The 21,021-nt window shown below is 62.5% G+C and carries 25 protein-coding genes and 1 other RNA gene; 17 read left to right on the top strand and 9 right to left on the bottom strand.

Features of this window, described 5'->3' with window-relative positions; all coding sequences use genetic code 11:
* Window positions 1–3: 3 nt before the first annotated feature.
* The 9 genes from livM (at window position 4) to LB557_RS13750 (ending at window position 10,382) form a co-directional block, all read left to right on the top strand.
* On the top strand, window positions 4–1,599 hold the full coding sequence (gene livM / locus LB557_RS13790; RefSeq protein WP_140712547.1) for a high-affinity branched-chain amino acid ABC transporter permease LivM: 1,596 nt from the start codon (window positions 4–6) through the stop codon (window positions 1,597–1,599).
* Window positions 1,599–3,080 carry an ATP-binding cassette domain-containing protein gene (locus LB557_RS13785; RefSeq protein WP_140793061.1) on the top strand — a complete coding sequence of 494 codons (1,482 nt, stop codon included), beginning with the start codon at window positions 1,599–1,601 and terminating at the stop codon, window positions 3,078–3,080. Before livM ends, LB557_RS13785 begins: the two co-directional genes overlap by 1 nt.
* Window positions 3,080–3,808 (top strand): ABC transporter ATP-binding protein, encoded by a 729-nt coding sequence (locus tag LB557_RS13780; RefSeq protein WP_015315220.1) that lies wholly within the window; start codon window positions 3,080–3,082, stop codon window positions 3,806–3,808. The genes LB557_RS13785 and LB557_RS13780 overlap by 1 nt, the downstream gene beginning before the upstream one ends.
* A 16-nt stretch (window positions 3,809–3,824) precedes the next feature.
* Window positions 3,825–4,172 carry a DUF6867 family protein gene (locus LB557_RS13775; protein ID WP_140697456.1) on the top strand — a complete coding sequence of 116 codons (348 nt, stop codon included), beginning with the start codon at window positions 3,825–3,827 and terminating at the stop codon, window positions 4,170–4,172.
* Between the two features lie 137 nt (window positions 4,173–4,309).
* Window positions 4,310–5,428, top strand: coding sequence for a branched-chain amino acid ABC transporter substrate-binding protein (locus tag LB557_RS13770; protein ID WP_015315221.1), 1,119 nt, complete (start codon window positions 4,310–4,312; stop codon window positions 5,426–5,428).
* Window positions 5,429–5,713: 285 nt separating this feature from the next.
* Window positions 5,714–9,172, top strand: coding sequence for a pyruvate carboxylase (gene pyc / locus LB557_RS13765; protein ID WP_224642149.1), 3,459 nt, complete (start codon window positions 5,714–5,716; stop codon window positions 9,170–9,172).
* A 159-nt stretch (window positions 9,173–9,331) separates the two neighbouring features.
* The gene (locus tag LB557_RS13760) at window positions 9,332–9,592 is read left to right on the top strand and encodes a DUF2312 domain-containing protein (RefSeq protein WP_015315223.1); all 261 of its coding nucleotides are present in this window, start codon (window positions 9,332–9,334) and stop codon (window positions 9,590–9,592) included.
* Between the two features lie 49 nt (window positions 9,593–9,641).
* Window positions 9,642–10,082 (top strand): hypothetical protein, encoded by a 441-nt coding sequence (locus LB557_RS13755; RefSeq protein ID WP_140719970.1) that lies wholly within the window; start codon window positions 9,642–9,644, stop codon window positions 10,080–10,082.
* Window positions 10,083–10,382: a hypothetical protein gene (locus tag LB557_RS13750; protein WP_140616614.1), complete on the top strand. Its 300-nt coding sequence runs from the start codon at window positions 10,083–10,085 to the stop codon at window positions 10,380–10,382.
* A 63-nt stretch (window positions 10,383–10,445) separates the two neighbouring features.
* Here the strand turns inward: LB557_RS13750 and msrB are convergent, their stop codons facing one another.
* The 4 genes from msrB to LB557_RS13730 form a co-directional block, all read right to left on the bottom strand.
* The gene (gene msrB, locus LB557_RS13745; protein WP_015315226.1) at window positions 10,446–10,850 is read right to left on the bottom strand and encodes a peptide-methionine (R)-S-oxide reductase MsrB; all 405 of its coding nucleotides are present in this window, start codon (window positions 10,848–10,850) and stop codon (window positions 10,446–10,448) included.
* A gap of 103 nt (window positions 10,851–10,953) precedes the next feature.
* Window positions 10,954–12,144 carry a vWA domain-containing protein gene (locus LB557_RS13740; protein WP_224642150.1) on the bottom strand — a complete coding sequence of 397 codons (1,191 nt, stop codon included), beginning with the start codon at window positions 12,142–12,144 and terminating at the stop codon, window positions 10,954–10,956.
* A 6-nt stretch (window positions 12,145–12,150) separates the two neighbouring features.
* Window positions 12,151–12,597, bottom strand: coding sequence for a GNAT family N-acetyltransferase (locus LB557_RS13735; protein ID WP_015315228.1), 447 nt, complete (start codon window positions 12,595–12,597; stop codon window positions 12,151–12,153).
* A gap of 82 nt (window positions 12,598–12,679) precedes the next feature.
* Window positions 12,680–13,519 carry an AAA family ATPase gene (locus LB557_RS13730; protein WP_224642151.1) on the bottom strand — a complete coding sequence of 280 codons (840 nt, stop codon included), beginning with the start codon at window positions 13,517–13,519 and terminating at the stop codon, window positions 12,680–12,682.
* A 136-nt stretch (window positions 13,520–13,655) separates the two neighbouring features.
* Between LB557_RS13730 and ssrS the strand changes: the two genes are divergently transcribed.
* The 4 genes from ssrS (at window position 13,656) to LB557_RS13710 (ending at window position 16,219) form a co-directional block, all read left to right on the top strand.
* Window positions 13,656–13,811, top strand: a non-coding RNA gene (gene ssrS / locus LB557_RS13725) — 6S RNA.
* 96 nt (window positions 13,812–13,907) lie between these two features.
* Window positions 13,908–14,495 (top strand): 5-formyltetrahydrofolate cyclo-ligase, encoded by a 588-nt coding sequence (locus LB557_RS13720; RefSeq protein ID WP_041163649.1) that lies wholly within the window; start codon window positions 13,908–13,910, stop codon window positions 14,493–14,495.
* A gap of 63 nt (window positions 14,496–14,558) precedes the next feature.
* A complete protein-coding gene (locus LB557_RS13715) occupies window positions 14,559–15,383 on the top strand; it encodes a YmdB family metallophosphoesterase (RefSeq protein ID WP_015315231.1) in 825 nt (274 codons plus the stop codon).
* 68 nt (window positions 15,384–15,451) lie between these two features.
* The gene (locus tag LB557_RS13710) at window positions 15,452–16,219 is read left to right on the top strand and encodes a TerC family protein (protein WP_140712561.1); all 768 of its coding nucleotides are present in this window, start codon (window positions 15,452–15,454) and stop codon (window positions 16,217–16,219) included.
* A gap of 21 nt (window positions 16,220–16,240) precedes the next feature.
* Here LB557_RS13710 and LB557_RS13705 read toward each other — a convergent pair whose 3' ends face one another.
* Genes LB557_RS13705 through LB557_RS13695 form a run of 3 tightly spaced genes read right to left on the bottom strand, consistent with a single transcriptional unit; the run spans window position 16,241 to window position 17,594 of the window.
* Window positions 16,241–16,708, bottom strand: a complete 468-nt coding sequence (locus tag LB557_RS13705) for an SRPBCC family protein (RefSeq protein ID WP_140662614.1) — start codon at window positions 16,706–16,708, stop codon at window positions 16,241–16,243.
* Between the two features lie 24 nt (window positions 16,709–16,732).
* Window positions 16,733–17,095, bottom strand: coding sequence for a hypothetical protein (locus tag LB557_RS13700; protein ID WP_224642152.1), 363 nt, complete (start codon window positions 17,093–17,095; stop codon window positions 16,733–16,735).
* Window positions 17,096–17,111: 16 nt separating this feature from the next.
* A complete protein-coding gene (locus LB557_RS13695) occupies window positions 17,112–17,594 on the bottom strand; it encodes an SRPBCC domain-containing protein (RefSeq protein WP_224642153.1) in 483 nt (160 codons plus the stop codon).
* 51 nt (window positions 17,595–17,645) lie between these two features.
* On the opposite strand from LB557_RS13695, the gene LB557_RS13690 reads away from it, so the two are divergent.
* From LB557_RS13690 to LB557_RS13680, 3 genes are all read left to right on the top strand, one after another.
* Window positions 17,646–17,969 carry an ArsR/SmtB family transcription factor gene (locus tag LB557_RS13690; RefSeq protein WP_140616621.1) on the top strand — a complete coding sequence of 108 codons (324 nt, stop codon included), beginning with the start codon at window positions 17,646–17,648 and terminating at the stop codon, window positions 17,967–17,969.
* A 220-nt stretch (window positions 17,970–18,189) separates the two neighbouring features.
* On the top strand, window positions 18,190–18,939 hold the full coding sequence (locus tag LB557_RS13685) for a YebC/PmpR family DNA-binding transcriptional regulator (RefSeq protein WP_015315237.1): 750 nt from the start codon (window positions 18,190–18,192) through the stop codon (window positions 18,937–18,939).
* A gap of 16 nt (window positions 18,940–18,955) precedes the next feature.
* The gene (locus LB557_RS13680; RefSeq protein WP_140662620.1) at window positions 18,956–19,276 is read left to right on the top strand and encodes a SelT/SelW/SelH family protein; all 321 of its coding nucleotides are present in this window, start codon (window positions 18,956–18,958) and stop codon (window positions 19,274–19,276) included.
* A gap of 31 nt (window positions 19,277–19,307) precedes the next feature.
* Here the strand turns inward: LB557_RS13680 and LB557_RS13675 are convergent, their stop codons facing one another.
* A complete protein-coding gene (locus LB557_RS13675) occupies window positions 19,308–19,784 on the bottom strand; it encodes a DUF1772 domain-containing protein (protein WP_224530937.1) in 477 nt (158 codons plus the stop codon).
* A gap of 146 nt (window positions 19,785–19,930) precedes the next feature.
* On the opposite strand from LB557_RS13675, the gene LB557_RS13670 reads away from it, so the two are divergent.
* The gene (locus LB557_RS13670) at window positions 19,931–20,560 is read left to right on the top strand and encodes a TetR/AcrR family transcriptional regulator (RefSeq protein ID WP_224587581.1); all 630 of its coding nucleotides are present in this window, start codon (window positions 19,931–19,933) and stop codon (window positions 20,558–20,560) included.
* A gap of 83 nt (window positions 20,561–20,643) precedes the next feature.
* Here the strand turns inward: LB557_RS13670 and rpmE are convergent, their stop codons facing one another.
* Window positions 20,644–20,865: a 50S ribosomal protein L31 gene (gene rpmE / locus LB557_RS13665; RefSeq protein ID WP_010912060.1), complete on the bottom strand. Its 222-nt coding sequence runs from the start codon at window positions 20,863–20,865 to the stop codon at window positions 20,644–20,646.
* Window positions 20,866–21,021: the final 156 nt, after the last annotated feature.

The raw sequence follows: 21,021 nt of genomic DNA, 5'->3' as shown, positions 1-21,021 counted from the left end.
ACCATGGCCGTGACCGTATCTCCAGAGCGCGACACTGTCGCCAGCCCCATGCAGCGCGCGCTGCGCGAGGGCTTCTATGCCGGCGCCATCTCGCTTGGCCTGTTCGTGCTGTTCATCGGCCTCAAGACAGACCAGAACATCTCCAATGAACTGGTCTTGGTGAAGCGCTGGGGCCTCTTGGCCTCCGTGGTGATCGCAACGGCTATCGGCCGTTTCCTTTATGTCGCCTATGGTCAACCCTTCATGGCCAACCAGAAGATCGCCGATGTCGCCACCGGCCTGTTGCCGGCCAGTGCGGCGTCGCGCTTCTTCCTGTTGCCGGCGTTTATCGTGGCGATCATCGCGGTGGTGCTGCTGTTCGTGTTCAACGGCTCGCTTCCCGGATGGATAGGAGCAGAGGCGGCCGGCTATCTGCAGTTCCTGCGCGCGCTCGCAATCATCTATGCGCTGGCCTGTGTGATCTACTATTACCGCGGCTTCATCCACGCCAACTTCACCAAGCTCGGCATTGCCGCGCTGGTGCTCTATCCGATCCTTGTCATCGTCGTGCTGTCGCTGATGTCGTGGTCGGTCGCCACCGGATTGCAGGGCTCGCTGAAATGGGTCGACAATTTCGGCATCCAGATCCTGATCTACGTGATGCTGGCCTGGGGGCTGAACATCGTCGTCGGCCTCGCCGGCCTGCTCGATCTGGGCTACGTCGCCTTCTACGCCGTCGGGGCCTACGCCTATGCGCTGCTTGGCACAACCTACGGCCTGTCGTTCTGGATCCTGCTTCCGGCGGCCGGCGCCATGGCCGCGTTCTGGGGCGTGCTGCTCGGCTTTCCGGTGCTGCGCCTGCGCGGCGATTACCTGGCGATCGTCACCCTTGCCTTCGGGGAGATCATCCGCCTGGTGCTGATCAACTGGCGCGATGTGACCAACGGTTCGGCCGGTATCTCCGGCATCCCGAAAGTCACCTTTTTCGGCTTGATGACCTTCAACGTCTCGGACCCCAACTACATCGCCAAGGTCCTGCACCTCGCGACCTCGAGCGCCTACTACAAGATCTTCCTCTATTACCTGATCCTGGCGCTTTGCATGCTCACCGCCTTCGTCACCATCAGGCTGAGGCGCATGCCCGTCGGGCGTGCCTGGGAAGCGCTGCGCGAGGACGAGATCGCCTGCCGCTCGCTCGGCATCAACACCACCACGACCAAGCTGACGGCCTTTGCCACCGGTGCCATGTTCGGCGGTTTTGCCGGGGCATTCTTCGCCGCGCGGCAAGGCTTCGTCAGCCCGGAATCCTTCGTCTTCCTGGAATCGGCCATCATCCTGGCCATCGTCGTCCTTGGCGGCATGGGGTCGCTGGTCGGCATCGCCGTCGCCGCGATGGTGATGATCGGCGGCACCGAGGCGCTGCGCGAGCTCGACTTCCTCAAACAGGTCTTCGGGCAAGATTTCACCCCCGAACTCTACCGCATGCTTCTGTTCGGCATGGCCATGGTCATCGTCATGCTGTGGAAGCCACGGGGCTTTGTCGGCAGTCGTGAACCGACAGCCTTCCTCAAGGAGCGAAGGGCTGTCTCAAGCTCCTTCACCAAGGAGGGTCACGGCTGATGAATGCGAACGCACAAATGAACGACGCCATCCTGCAGGTCGATCATCTGTCGATGAAGTTCGGCGGCCTGGTCGCCATCGGCGACCTGTCCTTCACTGCCAGGCGCGGCGAAATCACCGCGCTGATCGGCCCCAACGGCGCTGGCAAGACCACCGTGTTCAATTGCATCACCGGCTTCTACAAGCCGTCGGAAGGCATGATCACGCTCAACCGGGCCGATGGCTCCAGCTACCTGCTGGAACGGCTGCCCAACCATGAGATCCCGGCGCGCGCCAAGGTGGCGCGCACCTTCCAGAACATCCGCCTGTTCTCGGGCATGACGCTGCTGGAGAACCTGCTCGTCGCCCAGCACAACAAGCTGATGAAGGCCTCCGGGTATACGATCCTGGGCCTGTTCGGCTTCAGCGGCTACCGCAAGGCCTCGGCCGAATCGGTGGAGCTTGCCAAGCACTGGCTGGAAAAGGCCGATCTCGTCGATCGCGCCGACGATCCGGCCGGCGACTTGCCCTACGGCGCACAGCGGCGGCTCGAGATCGCGCGCGCCATGTGCACCGGTCCCGAGCTTCTGTGCCTCGACGAACCGGCGGCCGGTCTCAACCCGAAGGAATCGGCGGCTCTCAACGAACTGCTGATGGGGATCAAGCACACGACAGGCACCTCGATCCTCCTGATCGAGCACGACATGTCGGTGGTCATGCAGATCTCCGACCATGTCGTGGTGCTGGAATATGGCCGCAAGATCTCCGACGGCAATCCGCAGTCGGTGCGCACCGACCCGCGCGTCATCGCTGCCTATCTTGGCGTCGACGACGAGGAGGTCGAGACCGTACTTACCGAAGTCGGCGACGAGGACGTCATCGAACAGCTCGACATCGGCCCCGATTCCGCGCATGGCCCGGGGACATCGTCATCGTATCTGGCCGGGCCGGTGAGCGACACCGTCGGCCATAGCCAAGGCGAACGCGTAACCGTGTCGAAAGGCGCCTCGAAGGCAGCGCAGGTCGATGCCCGCGGCGCCAGCGTGGCAAGCAGGCCTGTTGCCCCGACACCGGCGCCGGCCAAGCCCGCCGCGAAGAAAGCGGAACCACGGAAAACGGCCGCCAAGGCGCCTGCCGCGAAGGCCGAAGGCGTTTCGAACCGCCTCGCTGCCCCCCGTGGCGGCAAGGCCGACAATCTGACCCGCATCAAGGGCATTGGCACGGTCAACGAGAAGAAGCTCAACGAACACGGCATCTTCCACTTCGACCAGATCGGCGCCTGGAAGAAGGCAGACGTCGAGGCGGTCGAGGCCTACCTGGCCTTTGACGGACGCATCGCGCGCGAGGAGTGGGTCAAGCAGGCCAAGCTGCTCGGCCAAGGCAAGGATACGGAATTCTCGCGCCGCGTCGATGCAGGCAAGGTGGCGACCAGTCATGTGTCCGGCAAAGCCAAGGCGAGCACAGCCAAGCCCGTGCAGGGCAAGCGTGGAGGGGGCAAGTGATGGCCACGACAACGCTGCTCGATATCAAGGGCGTAGAGACTTATTACGGCAACATCCGTGCGCTGAACGGCGTCAATGTCAGTGTCAAGCAAGGTGAGATCGTGGCGCTGATCGGCGCCAACGGCGCCGGCAAGTCGACGCTGATGATGACCATCTTCGGGGCTCCACGCGCCCGCACGGGCACCATCACCTTCAACGGGACCGATATCACCCAGTTGCCGACACACGAAATCGCGCGCATGCGCATTGCCCAGTCACCGGAGGGCCGGCGCATCTTTCCGCGCATGACGGTGATGGAAAACCTGCAAATGGGCGCCAGCCTCGACAACCTCAAATATTATGGCGAGGACGTCGAGAAGGTGTTCACGCTGTTCCCCAGGCTGAAGGAGCGCATCGCCCAGCGTGGCGGTACGCTGTCGGGCGGCGAACAGCAGATGCTGTCGATCGGACGCGCACTGATGGCGCGGCCGAAACTGCTTCTGCTCGACGAGCCGTCGCTGGGCCTGGCGCCGCTGATCGTCAAGCAGATCTTCGATGCCATTCGTGAGTTGAACCGCACCCAAGGGCTGACCGTATTCCTGGTCGAGCAGAACGCGTTCGGCGCACTCAAGCTCGCCACGCGCGGCTATGTCATGGTCAACGGCAATGTGACGATGAGCGGCACCGGCAAGGAGCTGCTCGCCAATCCGGAAGTGCGCGCCGCCTATCTCGAAGGCGGACATCACTGAGTTCAGGAGACTTCCCATGCAAGGCATTCTCTACGAGGAACCGTCGATCTGGCAGTTCTTCTTCGTCACCTGCCTGCTCGGCGGATGGGCGGCCTGGATGACCGGCAAAGCCAGTGCCCAGACATGGCGCAGCTTCATCCAGCTGTTTGCCTATCTGCTCGGGCTCGGCATCGGAATCCGCTTCATCCATCACGCGCTGTTCGACGGCACGATGTTCTCGCTGCATTACTATATCGTCGACACCATCGTGCTGATGATACTAGGCTTCATAGGCTATCAATACACACGAACCAACCAGATGGTCACACAGTATAATTGGCTCTACGAAAGAGCTTCAATCTTAAGCTGGAAGCCGAAAGGTTGACGTTCATCATTAACGCCGCGTCAGGGATGAATCGGCGTGACAAGTGCCTGAAAATCGGCAAACTATGCTTTCTGCGATAAGGGTGGGCATCGCATGAAAGCTTCATCCACGCCCACTCCGTTAATGGGAGCGTTTAAATGAAAAAGTCACTTTTGTCCGCCGTGGCCCTGACCGCGCTCGTCGCGTTCGGCGGCAACGCGTGGGCTGATGTAATGTTCGCCGTCGCCGGGCCGATCACCGGTCCGAACGCGGCCTTCGGCGCACAGTTGCAGAAGGGCGCCGAAGCGGCGGTCGCCGAGATCAATGCCAAGGGCGGCATCAATGGCGAGCAGATCAAGCTCGAAGTCGGCGACGATGTCTCCGATCCGAAGCAGGGCATCTCGGTCGCCAACAAGTTCGTCGGCGACGGCGTCAAGTTCGTGATTGGCCACTTCAACTCGGGCGTGTCGATCCCGGCCTCCGAAGTGTACGCCGAAAACAACATCGTCGAAATCACGCCGGCCGCAACCAACCCGAAGTTTACCGAGCGCGGCTTGTGGAATGTGTTCCGTACCTGCGGACGCGACGACCAGCAGGGCAGCATCGCTGGCGCCTATATCGCCGCGAACTTCAAGGATGCCAAAGTCGCCGTGATCCATGACAAGACCCCTTATGGCCAGGGCCTCGCGGACGAAACCAAGAAGGCGATGAACGCCGCCGGCATCAAGGAAGTGATGTATGAAGGCGTCAATGTCGGCGACAAAGACTTCTCGGCGCTGATCGCCAAGATGAAGGAAGCCGGCGTCACCCTGATCTACTGGGGTGGCCTGCATACCGAAGCCGGTCTGATCATCCGTCAATCGGCGGACCAGGGCCTCAAGGCCCCGATGATGTCGGGTGACGGCATCGTGACGGACGAACTCGCCGCCATCGCGGGCGACGCTGTCGCCGGCACCCTCAACACGTTCGGCCCCGATCCGCGTCTGATCCCGGCCAATAAGGAACTCGTCGAGAAGTTCCGCGCGCAGGGTTTCGAGCCGGAAGCCTACACGCTCTACGCCTATGCCGCCGTGCAGGTGGTCGCCGAGGCGGCCGCTGCCGCCAAGACGAACGATCCGCAGGCCGTCGCCAAGGCGATGCATGAAAGCGGCCCGTTCCCGACCGTTCTGGGCGATCTCGCCTATGACGCCAAGGGCGATCCGAAGCTGCCGGGCTACATCATGTACGAATGGAAGAAGAAGGACGACGGGAAGTATTCCTGGTTCCCGAAGTCGTAATTCATTCGGATCCGAAACCAACGATGCCCGGCGTCTCGCGCCGGGCATTTTCTTTTGATGCGCCCCGGCAGCCGGGTTACGTCACGGCGAGCCTTCCTTACGAAGATCGCATCCAGGATCGAAATTGTCGCCATTGTTCCGTCCGTTCGAACCGATGCGTGCGAGTGTTGGCCGGATAATCGATCTAAATCGGTTTAAATCAGCGTCGATTTTGTTTGCACTGCAGCATTTTCGCGCTAATCATTGCCCCGATTTCCCGTTCCTTCCGCTGCTGGAGCCCAGTCCTTGGCCATCACGAAGATCCTCGTCGCCAACCGGTCAGAAATCGCCATCCGCGTCTTTCGCGCGGCCAACGAGCTGGGCCTCAAAACCGTGGCGATCTGGGCCGAGGAAGACAAATACTCGCTGCACCGCTTCAAGGCCGATGAGAGCTACCAGGTCGGGCGCGGCCCGCATCTCGGCAAGGACATGGGTCCGATCGAGAGCTATCTGTCGATCGAGGAGGTGATCCGCGTCGCCAGACTTTCAGGCGCCGATGCCATCCACCCCGGCTACGGGCTGCTGTCGGAAAGCCCCGAATTCGCCGAAGCCTGCGCTCAAGCAGGCATCACCTTCATCGGTCCGAAGCCCGACACGATGCGCCGGCTGGGCAACAAGGTCGCGGCGCGCAATCTGGCCATCGAGGTCGGCGTGCCCGTGGTGCCGGCGACCGATCCGTTGCCGGACGATATGGAGGCGGTCAAGGAACTCGCGAAGACGGTCGGTTATCCGGTCATGCTGAAAGCCTCGTGGGGTGGCGGTGGCCGCGGCATGCGCGCCATTCGCTCCGAGGCCGACCTCGCCCGCGAGGTCATGGAAGGCAAGCGCGAGGCGAAGGCCGCCTTCGGAAAGGACGAGGTCTATCTCGAAAAGCTGATCGAGCGCGCCCGCCATGTCGAGGTGCAGGTGCTTGGCGACACACACGGCAATGCAGTGCACCTGTTCGAGCGCGACTGCTCGATCCAGCGCCGCAACCAGAAGGTCGTCGAGCGCGCGCCGGCGCCCTATCTTAGCGAGGACCTGCGCCAGGAACTTTGCGGCTACGCGCTGAAGATCGCGCGCGAGACCAGCTATATCGGCGCTGGCACCGTCGAATTCCTGCAGGACGCGGATACCGGCAAGTTCTACTTCATCGAGGTCAATCCGCGGATCCAGGTCGAGCACACCGTCACCGAAATGGTGACCGGCATCGACATTGTGAAGGCGCAGATCCACATCCTCGACGGTTTCGCCATCGGCACGCCGGAATCGGGTGTGCCGGCGCAGAGGGACATCCGGCTGAACGGCCATGCCTTGCAGTGCCGCATCACCACGGAAGATCCCGAACACAATTTCATTCCGGACTACGGCCGCATCACCGCCTATCGCGGCGCCACCGGCTTCGGCATCCGCCTCGATGGCGGCACGGCCTATTCCGGCGCGGTCATCACCCGCTTCTACGATCCGCTGCTGGAGAAGGTCACGGCCTGGGCGCCGACGCCGGCCGAGACGATCGCCCGCATGAACCGCGCGCTGCGCGAGTTCCGCATCCGCGGCGTCGCCACCAACCTCACCTTCCTCGAAGCGATCATCAATCACCCGAGCTTCGCCGACAATTCCTATACGACCAGGTTCATCGACACGACGCCGGAGCTGTTCCAGCAGGTCAAGCGCCAGGACCGCGCCACCAAGCTGCTCAATTACCTGGCCGACGTCAGCGTCAACGGCCATCCCGAAACGCGCGGCCGACCGACGCCAAAGGCCGACGCGGCTCCGCCCGTGGTGCCCTATCTCAACGGCAATGTGCCGAGCGGCAGCAAGCAGAAGCTCGACGTGCTCGGGCCGGAAAAGTTCGCCGCCTGGATGCGCGAGCAAAAGGAAGTGCTGGTCACCGACACGACGATGCGCGACGGCCACCAGTCGCTGCTCGCCACCCGTGTGCGCACGCATGACATTGCCGGCATCGCCGGCACCTATGCGCGCGCCTTGCCGCAGTTGCTGTCGCTCGAATGCTGGGGTGGGGCCACTTTCGACGTCGCCATGCGCTTCCTCACCGAGGATCCATGGGAGCGGCTGTCGCTGGTGCGGGAAGCCGCCCCCAACCTGTTGCTGCAGATGCTGCTGCGCGGCGCCAACGGTGTTGGCTACACCAATTATCCCGACAATGTCGTGCAGCATTTCGTCAAGCAGGCGGCGTCCGGCGGCGTCGACCTGTTCCGCGTCTTCGACTGCCTGAACTGGGTCGAGAACATGCGCGTCGCCATGGACGCGGTCGGCGCAGAGGGCAAGCTGATCGAAGCGGCGATGTGCTATACCGGCGACATTCTCGATCCGGCGAGGGCCAAGTACGACCTGAAATACTATGTCGGGCTCGCCAGGGAATTGCAGGCCGCCGGCGCCCATATCATCGCGGTCAAGGACATGGCCGGCCTGTTGAAGCCGAGTGCTGCCCGCGTGCTGTTCAAGGCGCTGCGCGAGGCGACCGACCTGCCGATCCATTTTCACACCCACGACACATCGGGTCTGTCGGCGGCAACCGTGCTGGCGGCCGTGGAAAGCGGTGTCGACGCCATCGACGCGGCGATGGACGCCTTCTCCGGCAACACCTCGCAGCCGTGCCTGGGTTCAATCGTCGAAGCGCTGAAAGGCACCGAACGCGATCCAGGCCTCGACCCGCTGTGGATCCGCAAGATCTCGTTCTACTGGGAAGCCGTTCGCAATCAGTACGCTGCTTTCGAGAGCGACCTGAAAGGCCCGGCTTCCGAGGTCTATCTGCACGAAATGCCGGGGGGGCAGTTCACCAATTTGAAGGAACAGGCGCGTTCGCTGGGGCTGGAGACACGCTGGCACGAGGTGGCGCAGACCTATCACGACGTCAACCTGATGTTCGGCGACATCGTCAAGGTGACGCCGTCCTCCAAGGTCGTGGGCGACATGGCGCTGATGATGGTGAGCCAGGACCTGACCGTTGCCGATGTCGAGAACCCGGCCCGCGACATCGCCTTCCCGGACTCGGTGGTTTCGATGCTGCGCGGCGATCTTGGCCAATCCCCTGGCGGCTGGCCGCAGGCGTTGCAGAGGAAGGCACTCAAGGGCGACAAGCCGATCACGGCGCGGCCCGGCTCATTGCTCAAGCCGGCCGACCTCGAGAAGAGCCGCAAGGAGATCGAGGACAAGCTCGAGCGCAAGCTGTCGGAATACGAGTTCGCCTCGTGGCTGATGTATCCGAAGGTGTTTTCCGACTTCGTCGCCGCGCAGGAGACCTACGGCCCGGTCAGCGTTCTGCCGACGCCGACCTATTTCTACGGCATGAAATCGGAAGACGAGATTTTCGTCGATATCGAAAGGGGCAAGACCTTGGTCGTGCGCTGCCAGGCGTTCGGCGATGTCGACGACAAGGGCATGGTCACGGTGTTCTTCGAGCTCAACGGCCAGCCGCGGCGCGTGAAGGTGCCCGATCGCGCGCATGGCGCGTCGGCGGCCAAGGCGCGTCGCAAGGCGGAGCCCGGCAACGAGGCGCATGTCGGGGCGCCGATGCCGGGTGTGGTCTCCGCACTTTCGGTCGCCGCCGGCCAGGCGGTCAAGGCCGGCGACGTGCTGCTCTCCATCGAAGCGATGAAGATGGAGACGGCGCTGCACGCCGAGCGCGACGGGACGGTCGCCGAGGTGCTGGTGAAGGCCGGCGACCAGATCGATGCGAAGGATCTCCTGATCGCCTTCAACTGAGAGCTCGCAAGGAACGGGCAGGCTGTCGGCTCATGACGGCAGGCCTTGGCGAGCTGTTCGATAACGGCTTGACCCGCCGGCTCCGGTCGGGCATCGAACCGCTGAAATTCGTCGCGGCACGTTCCCCGAGTCGCGGCGCGGAACCGATTTGGAGAAAACATGGCCGACGATATCACCGAGACCAGCCAGACTGTTGCCGCCGGCCAGCTGCGTGCCTTGATCGAGCGCATCGAGCGGCTCGAGGAAGAAAAGAAGACGATCTCCGACGACATCAAGGAAGTCTTCGCCGAAGCCAAGGGCACCGGCTTCGACACCAAGGCAATCCGCACCATCATCCGTCTGCGCAAGAAGGACCAGGCCGAGCGCCAGGAGGAGGACGCCATCCTCGATCTGTACATGGCCGCCCTCGGCATGGTGTAAGACTAACCGGCCGGTGCCCGACGCGGTTGCCGGTGATACGGTTCGAACCATGAGCGAATTCGACTTCGGCGGCCGCCGCGCCTCGGAATTCCGCCATCGCGGCTTCTGGTTGCTGTTTGCCGAACGGCATCCGGAAGAAAGAGCCCGGCTGGCGCGGCGCGGGCCCTGGTTCTGGCAGCGCGGACTGCCCGATTTCGCTCTGGTGCTTTCCATGTATGTCGCGCCGGCGCAGAACCATGTCGGTGTCTTCTTCGGCCGCAACGAGAAGTTCGGCGCCACGCAAAGCTGGTCGCGGCTGAAGCCGTTCCGACCAGCGATCGAAGACAGGCTGAAGCTCAGGCCGGAACAAAGCTGCGAAGGCCTTGGCATCAATTCGATGTGGCGCGTCAACTGCTTTGCCGAGGACAACTGGCCTGCCATGACCGACTGGCTGGTGACGGAATGCTCGCGGGTCGAGTGCGCCGTGACCGAAGTGCTGAGGCAGGGGTAAGTGATCGCGGATTTCTTCCGCTCGCGTTGGCTTGGCGAGGTGCCGATCGACCGGCTGTTCTGGCGCGACATGATGCTTGTCGGAACCGCGATCAATATTGCGTCGTCTGCCGGGGCGCTGATCTTGCTTGGGCTGAAGATGCCGCTCGGCCTTGTCCTTGCGGTGCATTTCGCACCGGTGCCCTACAGCATCTTCCTGGCTTTGGCGGTCTGGCGCACGGCTGAGAAGGCCGGTGGTGCCAGGGCTTCCCTCTTCATGCTGGGATCAGCGCTCTGGCTGATCGCCACGATCGTCGTCTGACGAAGCTGCCCGCACGAAAAAGGCGGCCGGAGCCGCCCTTGGCAAGCATTCACGACGCGTTGTTCAGCCGGCCGGCTCGAATTTCAGCGCCACGCCATTGATGCAGTAGCGCAGGCCGGTCGGCGGCGGGCCGTCCTCGAAGACATGGCCGAGATGGCTGCCGCAACGGGCACAATGGCATTCGGTGCGGACCATGCCGTAGCTGCGATCGACGGTGTTCTCGACCGAGCCCGGCACGGGATCGTTGAAGCTCGGCCAGCCGGTGCCGCTCTCGAATTTCAGCGTGGATTGGAACAGCGGCTGGTCGCAGCCGACGCAGGAAAAAGTACCGGCGCGCTTCTCGTACAGCAGGGCACAGCTTCCCGGCCGCTCGGTGCCATGGTTGCGCATGACGGCGTATTGCTCCGGCGTCAGCCGGGCGCGCCATTCGGCGTCGGTGCGGGTGACGGGGTAGGTGTGGGTGTCCATTTGATCTCCTCAGCCTTGGCGGCTCGTTCTTGGTTGCAACCGGATATTCGCAACAAGATAGGGGTTTGTTACAGACCTGCCCAGTCCGACCGCTCCGGATATCTCAATGTTTGCGCGACAATTGCCTCGTGGCGCCCTCCAGTCCGGCCAGTGTCAACGGGAACATGCGGCCGCCGAAGATGTCACGGATTATCGCGATCGAATGAGTAAAGCCCCAGTTCTTCTCGTTCTCGGGGTTAAGCCACACCGCGTTCGGCCATTGCCGCAGCAGCCGGCCGAGCCAGACGGCTCCGGCCTCGGGGTTCCAGTGTTCCACCGAGCCGCCTGGGTGGGCGATCTCGTATGGGCTCATCGAGGCATCACCGACGACGATGACCTTGTAGTCGGGGCCATATTTGTGGATGAGATCGAAGGTCGAGATCGTCTCGGCATGGCGGCGGCGATTGTCCTTCCACACGCCTTCGTAGAGGCAGTTGTGGAAATAGAAATATTCGAGCTGGCGGAATTCGGCGCGGGCGGCGGAAAACAGCTCCTCGACGCTCTTGATATGATCGTCCATCGAGCCGCCGACATCGAAGAACATCAGGAGCTTCACCGCATTGCGGCGCTCGGGCCGTGTCTGGACGTCGAGATAGCCGTGCTCGGCGGTGGCGTGGATGGTACCGGGCAGGTCGAATTCTTCCTCGGCGCCCTCGCGCACCCAGCGGCGCAGGCGCTTCAGCGCGATCTTGATGTTGCGGGTGCCGAGTTCGACCGCATCGTCGAGATTCCGGAACTCGCGCTTGTCCCAGACTTTCACCGCGCGACGGTTGCGGCTTTCGTTCTGGCCGATGCGCACGCCTTCGGGGTTGTAGCCATAGGCGCCGAAGGGAGAGGTGCCGCCGGTGCCGATCCATTTCGAACCGCCCTGGTGGCGGCCCTTCTGTTCCTCGAGCCGCTGCTTTAGCGTCTCCATCAGCCTGTCGAAACCGCCCAGCGCCTCGACCAGCTTTTTCTCTTCCTCGGTCAGGTGCTTTTCGGCGAGCCGGCGCAGCCATTCCTCGGGAATATTGGCGACGTGGACCGCATCCGGCCCGCCCAGTGCCTCGACGCCCTTGAAGACATGCGCGAAGACCTGGTCGAAGCGGTCGATATGGCGCTCGTCCTTCACCAAAGCGGCACGGGCGAGATAATAAAAACCCTCGACGTCGTAATCGACCAGCCCGGCGGCCAGCCCCTCCAGCAGAGAGAGGTATTCCCTGAGCGAGACGGGAACGCGCGCTGCCTTCAGCTCGAGGAAGAAGGGGATGAACATGGCCGGTTACAGCAAATCATACTCGATAAAGCCCGTCCTGCGCGCGACATGGTCGTAGAGCTTGCGGGCGGTGGCATTGGTTTCGTGCGTCATCCAATAGACGTTCTTCACGCCGATTTTGCCGGCCTCCTGCTTCACCGCCTCGATGAGGGCCGCGCCGATGCCCTTTCCGCGCACATCCGGGTCGGCGAACAGATCCTGCAGGTAGCAGTTGTTTTTCTCCGACCAGCCGGAGCGATGGTAGAGATAATGGGTGAGGCCGACGGCCTTGCCGCCCGATGTGGCGATAAAACCCTTCGGCTCGAACTCGCCTTCGGTGAATAACCGTTTCCAGGTGATGGCATAGACCTCTTCCGGCAGCTTGGTTTCGTAGAAGGTCAGATAATCGGTCCACAGGCGGTGCCAGTCGGCGTGGTCGGATTGCGCGAGCGGGCGGACAACGATCTCAGACATTTTATCTCCTCCGAAGGGTTCTGGCCGAAGCTGACCTTCTCTTCGGCCCGCGGCAACGGTCCACAGCCGGGAAAGCGCTGCCCTATTGCTGTCTTCTCGCCATGAAGGCCAGCCGCTCGAACAGATGCACGTCCTGCTCGTTCTTCAACAGGGCGCCATGCAGTCTGGGCAATGCGTTCTTCGGGTCGGCGCGCAAATCCTCCGGCGCGATGTCGTCGGCGACCAGCAGGCGGATCCAGTCGAGCGCCTCGGAGGTCGATGGCTTCTTCTTCAAGCCTGGCACGTCGCGGATTTCATAGAACTGGGTGAGGGCCGCGCGCACCAGGTTCTGCTTGATGCCGGGATAGTGCACGTCGACGATTCTGTGCAGCGTGTCGACGTCGGGGAAGCGGATGTAGTGGAAGAAGCAGCGGCGCAGGAAAGCGTCCGGCAACTCCTTCTCGTTGTTGGAGGTGATGATGACGATCGGGCGAACGGCGGCACGGATGGTCTCGCCGGTCTCGTAGACGAAGAACTCCATCTGATCGAGTTCCTGCAGCAGGTCGTTGGGGAATTCGATGTCGGCCTTGTCGATCTCGTCGATCAGAAGCACCACCTTCTTGCCGGCCGCGAATGCCTCCCAAAGCTTGCCTCGCTTGATGTAGTTCTTGATGTCGTTGAACCTGACATCGCCGAGCTGGCTGTCGCGCAGCCGTGACACCGCATCGTATTCGTAGAGGCCTTGCTGCGCCCGCGTCGTCGATTTGACGTGCCACTCGATCAGGTCGAGGCCGAGTGCCGCCGCCACCTGGCGGGCGAGTTCCGTCTTGCCGGTGCCGGGCTCGCCCTTGACCAGCAAGGGCCGCTCCAGCGCGATCGCCGCGTTGACCGCCACCATCAGATCCTTGTCGGCGACATAGGCCGCCGTGCCTTCGAAACGCATTTTTGCTCCTTGGTTGGTCGTCGCGACCGTAAGGACGCCGCCGCGGCTGTGCAAGGGTTGCGCCGGATGGCGAATAAAGCCGCCGTGACTGCCTGCGTCACTGGCGCTTGAGCCACCAGCGGCCTATATTGGGCAGGACGGTCTGTGCTTCCCGGCAGGAGAACATTTTCCCCGGGGCCTTAACGATCCTTAGGGAGCTGTCCCTGGGAAGACTCGTGGGTTTTCTCACACGGCGCCCACCTACTTTGTAGGTTCCCGGGATCGCTCTCTCCACCGGTTGTGTGGATCGTCACTTGCCGCGACGTATCCACGCATCTTGGTGGATGATGCGGTGGAAAACGTCGCACTTGAGACCCCCCACAGCTCTGACCTTTTCTACCTTGGCCGCATGACCTCTCCCAAAGACCTGAAGAAAAAGCTGCGTCTCGAGGCACTCGCCCGCCGCGACGGCCTCGATGCATTCTGGCGGGTGGAGGCTGCGCTCGAAATGGCTGAGACGGCGCGCGACCATCTGGAGATCGGGCCCGGTCAGATCGTCTCCGGCTTCTGGCCGATGCGCTCGGAGGTCGATGTCAGGCCGCTGATGTTCGCCTTGCGAGAGAAGGGCGCACGGCTCTGCCTGCCTGCCATTCTCGACAAGACCACCATCGTCTTTCGCGAACTGGTTCGCGGCGCGCCGATGGTCGACATGGGCTTTGGCACGGTCGGGCCGCATGCCGAGGCCGAAGTTCTCGACCCTTCGGTCGTGCTGGTGCCGCTCGCCGCCTTCGACGCGCGCGGTCACCGCATCGGATATGGCGCTGGCTATTACGACCGGGCGATCGCGAAGCTCGTCGACAAGGGGCTCGCGCCCCGGCTGATCGGCATCGCCTTCGACTGCCAAGAAGTTTCGCAAGTTCCAGACGAACCCCATGACGTGGTCATCCCGGAAATACTCACCGAGAGCGGGTTGCGCCGCTTTGCGCCAAAATTGTAGATAGTTCTTTGAAACGCATGATCTTTGCCGAAAAGTCATGCAACTTTTCGGGATCAGGCATAGATGCGACTTCTTTTCCTCGGGGACATGGTCGGCAAGACGGGCCGCACCGCGGTATGGGAACAACTGCCTGGCCTGATCTCCGACTTCAAGCTCGATTTCGTCATCGTCAACGGCGAGAACGCGGCCGGCGGCTTCGGCATCACCGAAGAGATCTTGCGTGAGACGATCGCGGCGGGCTGCGATGTCGTGACCACCGGCAACCATGTTTGGGACCAGCGCGACGCTCTGGCCTTCGCGCCGCGCGAGCAGCGGTTCCTGCGGCCTTCCAATTTCCCCAAAGGCACGCCCGGGCGCGGCTCCGGTGTCTACATCGCCAAAAACGGCGCGCGCGTGCTGGTCGCCAACATTATGGGCCGGGTGTTCATGCACCCGGAACTCGACGATCCCTTCCAGGCCGGCGAACGCGAGCTTGCCGCCTGTCCGCTCGGCGAGCAGGCGGATGCGGTGGTGATCGACTTCCATGCCGAGGCAACCTCGGAAAAAATGTGCTTCGCGCATTTTGTCGATGGCCGCGCCAGTCTCGTCGTCGGCACCCACACGCACCAGCCCACCGCCGACCACCAGATCCTCAACGGCGGCACCGGGTACCTGTCGGATGCCGGCATGTGCGGTGACTATGATTCCTCGCTCGGCATGGACAAGGAAGAACCGCTCAACCGGTTCCTGTCGAAAGTGCCGAAAGGGCGTTTCGAGGCAGCGACGGGACCGGCGACGTTGTGCGGCGTCGGCGTCGATATTTCCGACCGCACGGGGCTGACCGAGAAGATCGCGCCGTTTCGTCGCGGGCCAAGGCTGGAAGAAACGGCTCCGTCCTTCTGGGCGTGACATTGATATAGGGGGTCGCAGTACCTAATTGCCGGCGACACTGCTCTAGATCGTAGGGGACGACCTCCATGCAGCTTATCGAATTCCTGGCGCCGCATTTTCAATTCGTTTCCGACCCGACCGCCTGGGTCGCGCTGCTGACGCTGGTGGTGCTCGAGATCGTGCTCGGCATCGACAACCTGATCTTCATCTCGATCCTCACCAACAAGCTGCCCGTGGAGCAGAGGGCTCGCGCGCGGCGTCTTGGCATCTCGGCGGCGCTGGTCATGCGCCTGGTGCTGCTCGCCACCATTTCCGTCATCGTCCAACTGACGACGCCGGTCTTCACGGCGTTCGGCCACGGCTTCTCCTGGCGCGACCTGATCCTGATAGCCGGCGGTCTGTTCCTGGTGTGGAAGGCGACCAAGGAGATCCACCACACGGTCGATCCCGACGACCATCAGGACACGATGCTGGGCGAAACGCTCAAGATATCGCTTGCCGGCGCGATCTTCCAGATACTGCTGCTCGACCTCGTCTTCTCCATCGATTCCATCATCACCGCCGTCGGCATGACCGACGAGATCGCCATCATGTATATCGCGGTCATCGCGGCCGTGACCGTGATGATGCTGGCGGCCGGACCGCTGGCGGACTTCATCGCCAAGAACCCCAGCATCGTCATGCTGGCGCTGGGCTTCCTGCTGATGATCGGCATGACGCTGATCGCCGACGGCATGGGCTATCATGTGCCCAAGGGCTACATCTATGCGGCGATGGGTTTTTCGGCGCTGGTCGAGGGGCTCAACATGCTGGCGCGGCGGCGCAAGAAAGCGAAAACCGGCGACGGCCACTGATACTGGTCGGCCGGGGCGAGCCTAGTGCCCCGGAACACCCTTCGGATGGCGGTCACCCATCAAGCCGAGCGTCAGGCCCTGTTCCAGCCAGGCCTTGGCGCCGGCGAGCACAAGCGCAAAGCCGTCGGTTGAGCCGACCGCTTGTTTCACCTGCTCGTCGCCATTGCCGGCAAAGCCGAAATTGTGGACCTCGAGGAATGTCGCTTCGCCAGGCATTTCGGTGAAGGTCCAGACCACCGTGGTCGGCGGATCGCTCCACGTCATGACGATCTTCTTGTCCCTGACGATCTCGCTGACCTCGACTGTCGTCGAGACCCCATACATGCGCCACTCCCACTGAACCGGTTTGCCGCCATCAAGCCGGCCGCTGCCATGGGTGAACCAGAATTTGGTCGTGATCGCCGGATCGACGACGGCTTCGAAAACCTCAGCGACCGGCCGCCGGATCAGCATGGCGGCTTCGGCTGTCGGTGTCTCACGGATTTCCATGGCGATCTCCTTTCGAATACGCCCTCACCAGGCGTCGGGTTCGCGCACCATATGGATGATGTTGGCCGGATTGGTGATCCAACCACCTCGGAAACCCGCGTCCAAGGGCTCGACGGCATCGCAACGCACAATTCCTGCCTTGGCCAGATGATCCGCGGCGCCCGGAAAATCCCGCGTGAAAAGCTCCAGCCAGATCTCGGCCTGGCTCATCGTCGGCGCCTCGTCGATCCAAAGCCTGTTGGGGCCGAGTTCGAAGCCGATGGCCGGCGCCTTGGCTGTGAACGGCTTGAGGCCGACGACATCGCGGTAGAAGGCGATCGTCGCTTCGTACTGGTGCGATGGCACCTTTATGGCGATGTTGATGCCGCCGGTGATCTTCGCGGTCATGGCTGGACCCCGTTTTTCAAATGTTGTTTTCGCTGGCGGGTTCGCCCTTCATCTCGCTGCGGTAATAGCCGTCGCGCAGATTGATGCCGTATTCGACATAGGCCTTCATGCAGGCCAGCATCTGCGACCAGCCTTCGCAATTCAGGTAGGACTTCTTCAGGCCGACCGCGCCTTCCTGCCAGCCGCTCTCGGCGATGGTGACGAAGGTGCCGCCATCGTCGAGCGGCTCGAAATTCATCTCGATGCGGGTCTTGTAGGCGGGCTTGCCGTTGGCATCGGTGGCATCCCAGCGCAGCACGATGCGGCTGTCCTTGACCACTTCGTCGACCTCGACCGGCACCTTGCCCCACCAGACGACACCCGAACCGGCGACCAATGGCGCGCTGGTACCGCCGATGGTGGTGAAATAGCCGCTCAGCTTCTTCGGGTTGACGACCGCGTCGAAGACTTCGGCGACCGGTTTGCCGATGCGCCCTGCAACGCTGAATCCAAGAGACATATCCACAGCTCCTTGCTTGAATGAGGCGACGATATGTTATAGAAACATAACATGTCAAGCCGATCGCAGGACGACAATGTTTTCAAGGCGCTGGCGCATCCGCGCCGGCGCGAAATGCTGGATCGGTTGAAAGACGAGCCAAAGACCACCGGCATGCTGTGCGAAGCCTTTCCCGACATCGACCGCTGCACGGTCATGCTGCATCTCAAGGTGCTGGAGGAGGCGGACCTGATCGTCGCGCGCCGCGACGGACGCGAGCGCTGGAACCATCTCAATGCGTTGCCAATCAAGCAGATTCACGACCGCTGGATCAGCCAGTATGCCGGCCATGCGCTCAGCATCATTGACCGGCTGAAGTCCGATCTGGAAGGGTAGGACAGCCTGCTTGCCGGGCCGCCGCATGCCGAGTGCCCCGGCAACGCGGCGCGGCTGGACGAATTGAGCCGATTTATCTATAAGCCGGCCATTCCGACACAGGGCGCCGTACGTTCACCCGGACGCATCGGGACGCTCTGAAATTGAATTCGAGCCTTTTGCAAAGGCGAGATGACGCATCTCGCGGCAAGACGCTCTAGCCGAACACGACAGGGGTGCCATGGCTGGCCATTCACAGTTCAAGAACATCATGCACCGCAAGGGCCGTCAGGACGCGGTGCGGTCGAAAATGTTTTCCAAGCTGGCGCGCGAAATCACCGTCGCCGCCAAGAGCGGAACGCCGGACCCATCGATGAACCCGCGCCTGCGCCTGGCGATCCAGAACGCCAAGGCGGTGTCGATGCCCAAGGACAACATCCAGCGCGCCATCAACAAGGCCTCGATGGGCGACGCCGAAAACTACGAAGCGGTGCGCTACGAAGGGTATGGGCCTGGTGGCGTCGCCGTGATCGTCGAGGCGCTGACCGACAACCGCAACCGTTCGGCGTCCAATGTGCGCGCCGCCTTCACCAAGGCCGGCGGCGCGCTCGGCGAAACCGGATCGGTGTCGTTCATGTGGGACCGCGCCGGCGAAATCTACTATCCGGCCTCGGCCGGCAGCGCCGACAAGATCATGGATGCGGCGATCGAAGCCGGCGCCGACGATGTCGAATCGGACGAGGAAGGCCACACGATCTATTGCTCCTTCGAGACTCTCGGCGAGGTGTCCAAGGCGCTTGAAACCTCGCTCGGCGAGGCCGAATCGGTCAAGGCGATCTGGAAGCCGCAGAACAATGTCCCGGTCGACGAAGAGCGGGCGCAGTCGCTGATGAAGCTGGTTGCCACGCTCGAGGACGATGACGACGTGCAAAGCGTGTACGCCAACTTCGAAGTCGACGACGAGACGATGGCCAAGCTCAGCGCGGCGTGAGCGAAGGTCGTCCGACATGAGCAAAGCTGAGTTGCCGGCCGTCCGCATCACCTATTGCACGCAGTGCCAGTGGCTGCTGCGTGCCGGCTGGATGGCGCAGGAGCTGCTCTCCACCTTCGGCACCGATCTCGGCGAGGTGACGCTGGTGCCGGGCACCGGCGGCATCTTCACCATCTCCTGCAATGAAGTGCTGGTCTGGGATCGCAAGCGCGACGGCGGCTTCCCTGACGCGGCCAAACTCAAGCAACTGGTCCGCGACGTGATCGATCCGGATCGGGATCTCGGTCACGCCGACCGCAAAGGCCACAAGGGTGACACGCAGAAAAACCCCGCCTGAGCGGAGTTTTTCTGCGTCTCGTTAGACCTCTTCAGAGCAATGCGAAGATAAAGCACGCCATCGCCACGATGGCGGTAATGGTACGGACGTGGTTCCACACCACCCATTGGCTCAGGTGGTTTGCCCACACGGCGGCGCCGTTGCTGCTGGCCGGATCGACGGCGGCGAGCGCATCGTTGAGCGGCACGTTGAAGACCATGGTCACGATAGGGTTGCCGACCAGATAGATCACCGCGCCGGCAAGCAACCAGTAGGTGCCCGACTGGCTCCAGCCCAAGAGAGCGGCGGCAATGAGGACGAGGCAGATGAGGCCGGTGCCGAACAGCGCTGTCATGAAGGCCGGGGTGATCACCGTGACGTTGATCGAATTCATCGCGGCGATGCCCGCCGGGACGGGCAGCCGGGCAAGGGCCGCCATGACGAAGTTGGAAAAGGCGAAGAATACGCCACCGACGACGCCCGCGCCGATCGCGGCAATGAAGGTGAGGGTTGGAAGAAGCTTGATCATCTCAGTTGCTCCAGACGCCGGTTGCGGCGGTTTGCTCTCTAAAAAATATGAGCATGCCTCACATTTGCAAAACGTGATAAACCCTCGTATTTTGTAAGTCAAGTCGTTCCCGGCGATTTTGCCGGGCGCGTTTGTTGGAGACGGTCATGGAAGGCACGCAAACCAATGAGCGGATCGGTTCGCCGCGCCGGGCGCCAAGCCAGCAGCGCAGCCGCGAGCGGGTCGAGCGCATGCTGGCCGCCGCCTCGGCGCTGATTGCCGAACAAGGCAGCGACGCCATGCGCATGGGCGAGGTGGCGGAGCGGGCTGGGGTGTCGATCGGCTCGCTCTACCAGTTCTTTCCGGACAAGAGGGCGATCGTCTGGGCGCTGGCCGAACGCTACACAGCGGAAAGCCAGGCTTGTATCTCGGCGGCACTCAGGGATGTCAGCGACGCCAAAGGCCTGCGGCAGGCTTTCTCGGAGCTGGTCGATATTTACTACGAGCTGTTCCTGGCCGAGCCGGTGATGCGCGACATCTGGTCGGGCACGCAGGCCGACAAGGCGCTGCGCCAGCTCGAACTCGCTGACAGCCGGGCGAACGCGGAATTTCTGATCGCGGTACTCAAGCGCCTGCGGCCCGATGCCGATCCGGTGGCGCTCGACACGACGGCATTCTTGGTGTGGCAGATGGGCGAGGCGGCCATGCGGCTGGCGATCTCGGTCGACAGGCAGGAGGGCGACAGGCTGGTCGCTGCCTACAAGCGCATGGCACTCAGGGAATTGCTGGACGAATAAGGGGCCGAAGACCCAGCCTTCGGCCAAGCAACAAAAAACCCGCCACATGGGCGGGCTCTTGATCCGCGAAAAAGCTCTTCGCTTTAGAGGCCGAAGCCTTCGAAGCGCTTCTTGAATTTCGACAGGCGGCCGCCGCGGTCGAGCAGGGTCTGCTGGCCGCCGGTCCAGGCCGGGTGGGTGGTCGGGTCGATATCGAGGTTCATCGTATCGCCTTCCTTGCCCCAGGTCGAACGGGTCGTGTATTCGGTGCCGTCGGTCATGACGACCTTGATGGTGTGGTAGTCGGGATGGATTGCGCTCTTCATGGCTCTGTTCCTGGCTTGCCGGCGCGGCGGACGGGCATAAGCCTGCGTCGATGCGCCTCTTTTTAAAACTCGAAGCCGCAGCTATTGAGGAGCCACGGCTTCTAAAACGGTCGGCGTGCCTATACATCAGCCGGAATTGAATCACAAGGCCGCGGC

The sequence above is a fragment of the Mesorhizobium sp. BR115XR7A genome, assembly GCF_020165315.1.
Lineage (GTDB): Bacteria > Pseudomonadota > Alphaproteobacteria > Rhizobiales > Rhizobiaceae > Mesorhizobium > Mesorhizobium australicum.
The sequence above is the reverse complement of the archived record's forward strand: the minus strand, read 5'-3'. Positions and strand labels throughout refer to the sequence as shown.

Bases quoted from the DNA above. Each gene is read 5' to 3' on its own strand.
- LB557_RS13695 (WP_224642153.1), bottom strand. From the start codon at position 17,594: ATGTCTCTTGGATTCAGCGTTGCAGGGCGCATCGGCAAACCGGTCGCC.
- LB557_RS13690 (WP_140616621.1), top strand. From the start codon at position 17,646: ATGTCAAGCCGATCGCAGGACGACAATGTTTTCAAGGCGCTGGCGCAT.
- LB557_RS13770 (WP_015315221.1), top strand. From the start codon at position 4,310: ATGAAAAAGTCACTTTTGTCCGCCGTGGCCCTGACCGCGCTCGTCGCG.
- LB557_RS13715 (WP_015315231.1), top strand. From the start codon at position 14,559: ATGCGACTTCTTTTCCTCGGGGACATGGTCGGCAAGACGGGCCGCACC.
- LB557_RS13680 (WP_140662620.1), top strand. From the start codon at position 18,956: ATGAGCAAAGCTGAGTTGCCGGCCGTCCGCATCACCTATTGCACGCAG.
- LB557_RS13780 (WP_015315220.1), top strand. From the start codon at position 3,080: ATGGCCACGACAACGCTGCTCGATATCAAGGGCGTAGAGACTTATTAC.
- LB557_RS13675 (WP_224530937.1), bottom strand. From the start codon at position 19,784: ATGATCAAGCTTCTTCCAACCCTCACCTTCATTGCCGCGATCGGCGCG.
- LB557_RS13760 (WP_015315223.1), top strand. From the start codon at position 9,332: ATGGCCGACGATATCACCGAGACCAGCCAGACTGTTGCCGCCGGCCAG.
- LB557_RS13705 (WP_140662614.1), bottom strand. From the start codon at position 16,708: ATGGAAATCCGTGAGACACCGACAGCCGAAGCCGCCATGCTGATCCGG.
- LB557_RS13755 (WP_140719970.1), top strand. From the start codon at position 9,642: ATGAGCGAATTCGACTTCGGCGGCCGCCGCGCCTCGGAATTCCGCCAT.
- LB557_RS13740 (WP_224642150.1), bottom strand. From the start codon at position 12,144: ATGTTCATCCCCTTCTTCCTCGAGCTGAAGGCAGCGCGCGTTCCCGTC.
- livM (WP_140712547.1), top strand. From the start codon at position 4: ATGGCCGTGACCGTATCTCCAGAGCGCGACACTGTCGCCAGCCCCATG.
- rpmE (WP_010912060.1), bottom strand. From the start codon at position 20,865: ATGAAGAGCGCAATCCATCCCGACTACCACACCATCAAGGTCGTCATG.
- LB557_RS13700 (WP_224642152.1), bottom strand. From the start codon at position 17,095: ATGACCGCGAAGATCACCGGCGGCATCAACATCGCCATAAAGGTGCCA.
- LB557_RS13775 (WP_140697456.1), top strand. From the start codon at position 3,825: ATGCAAGGCATTCTCTACGAGGAACCGTCGATCTGGCAGTTCTTCTTC.
- LB557_RS13720 (WP_041163649.1), top strand. From the start codon at position 13,908: ATGACCTCTCCCAAAGACCTGAAGAAAAAGCTGCGTCTCGAGGCACTC.
- LB557_RS13710 (WP_140712561.1), top strand. From the start codon at position 15,452: ATGCAGCTTATCGAATTCCTGGCGCCGCATTTTCAATTCGTTTCCGAC.
- LB557_RS13735 (WP_015315228.1), bottom strand. From the start codon at position 12,597: ATGTCTGAGATCGTTGTCCGCCCGCTCGCGCAATCCGACCACGCCGAC.
- LB557_RS13730 (WP_224642151.1), bottom strand. From the start codon at position 13,519: ATGCGTTTCGAAGGCACGGCGGCCTATGTCGCCGACAAGGATCTGATG.
- LB557_RS13670 (WP_224587581.1), top strand. From the start codon at position 19,931: ATGGAAGGCACGCAAACCAATGAGCGGATCGGTTCGCCGCGCCGGGCG.
- msrB (WP_015315226.1), bottom strand. From the start codon at position 10,850: ATGGACACCCACACCTACCCCGTCACCCGCACCGACGCCGAATGGCGC.
- LB557_RS13785 (WP_140793061.1), top strand. From the start codon at position 1,599: ATGAATGCGAACGCACAAATGAACGACGCCATCCTGCAGGTCGATCAT.
- LB557_RS13685 (WP_015315237.1), top strand. From the start codon at position 18,190: ATGGCTGGCCATTCACAGTTCAAGAACATCATGCACCGCAAGGGCCGT.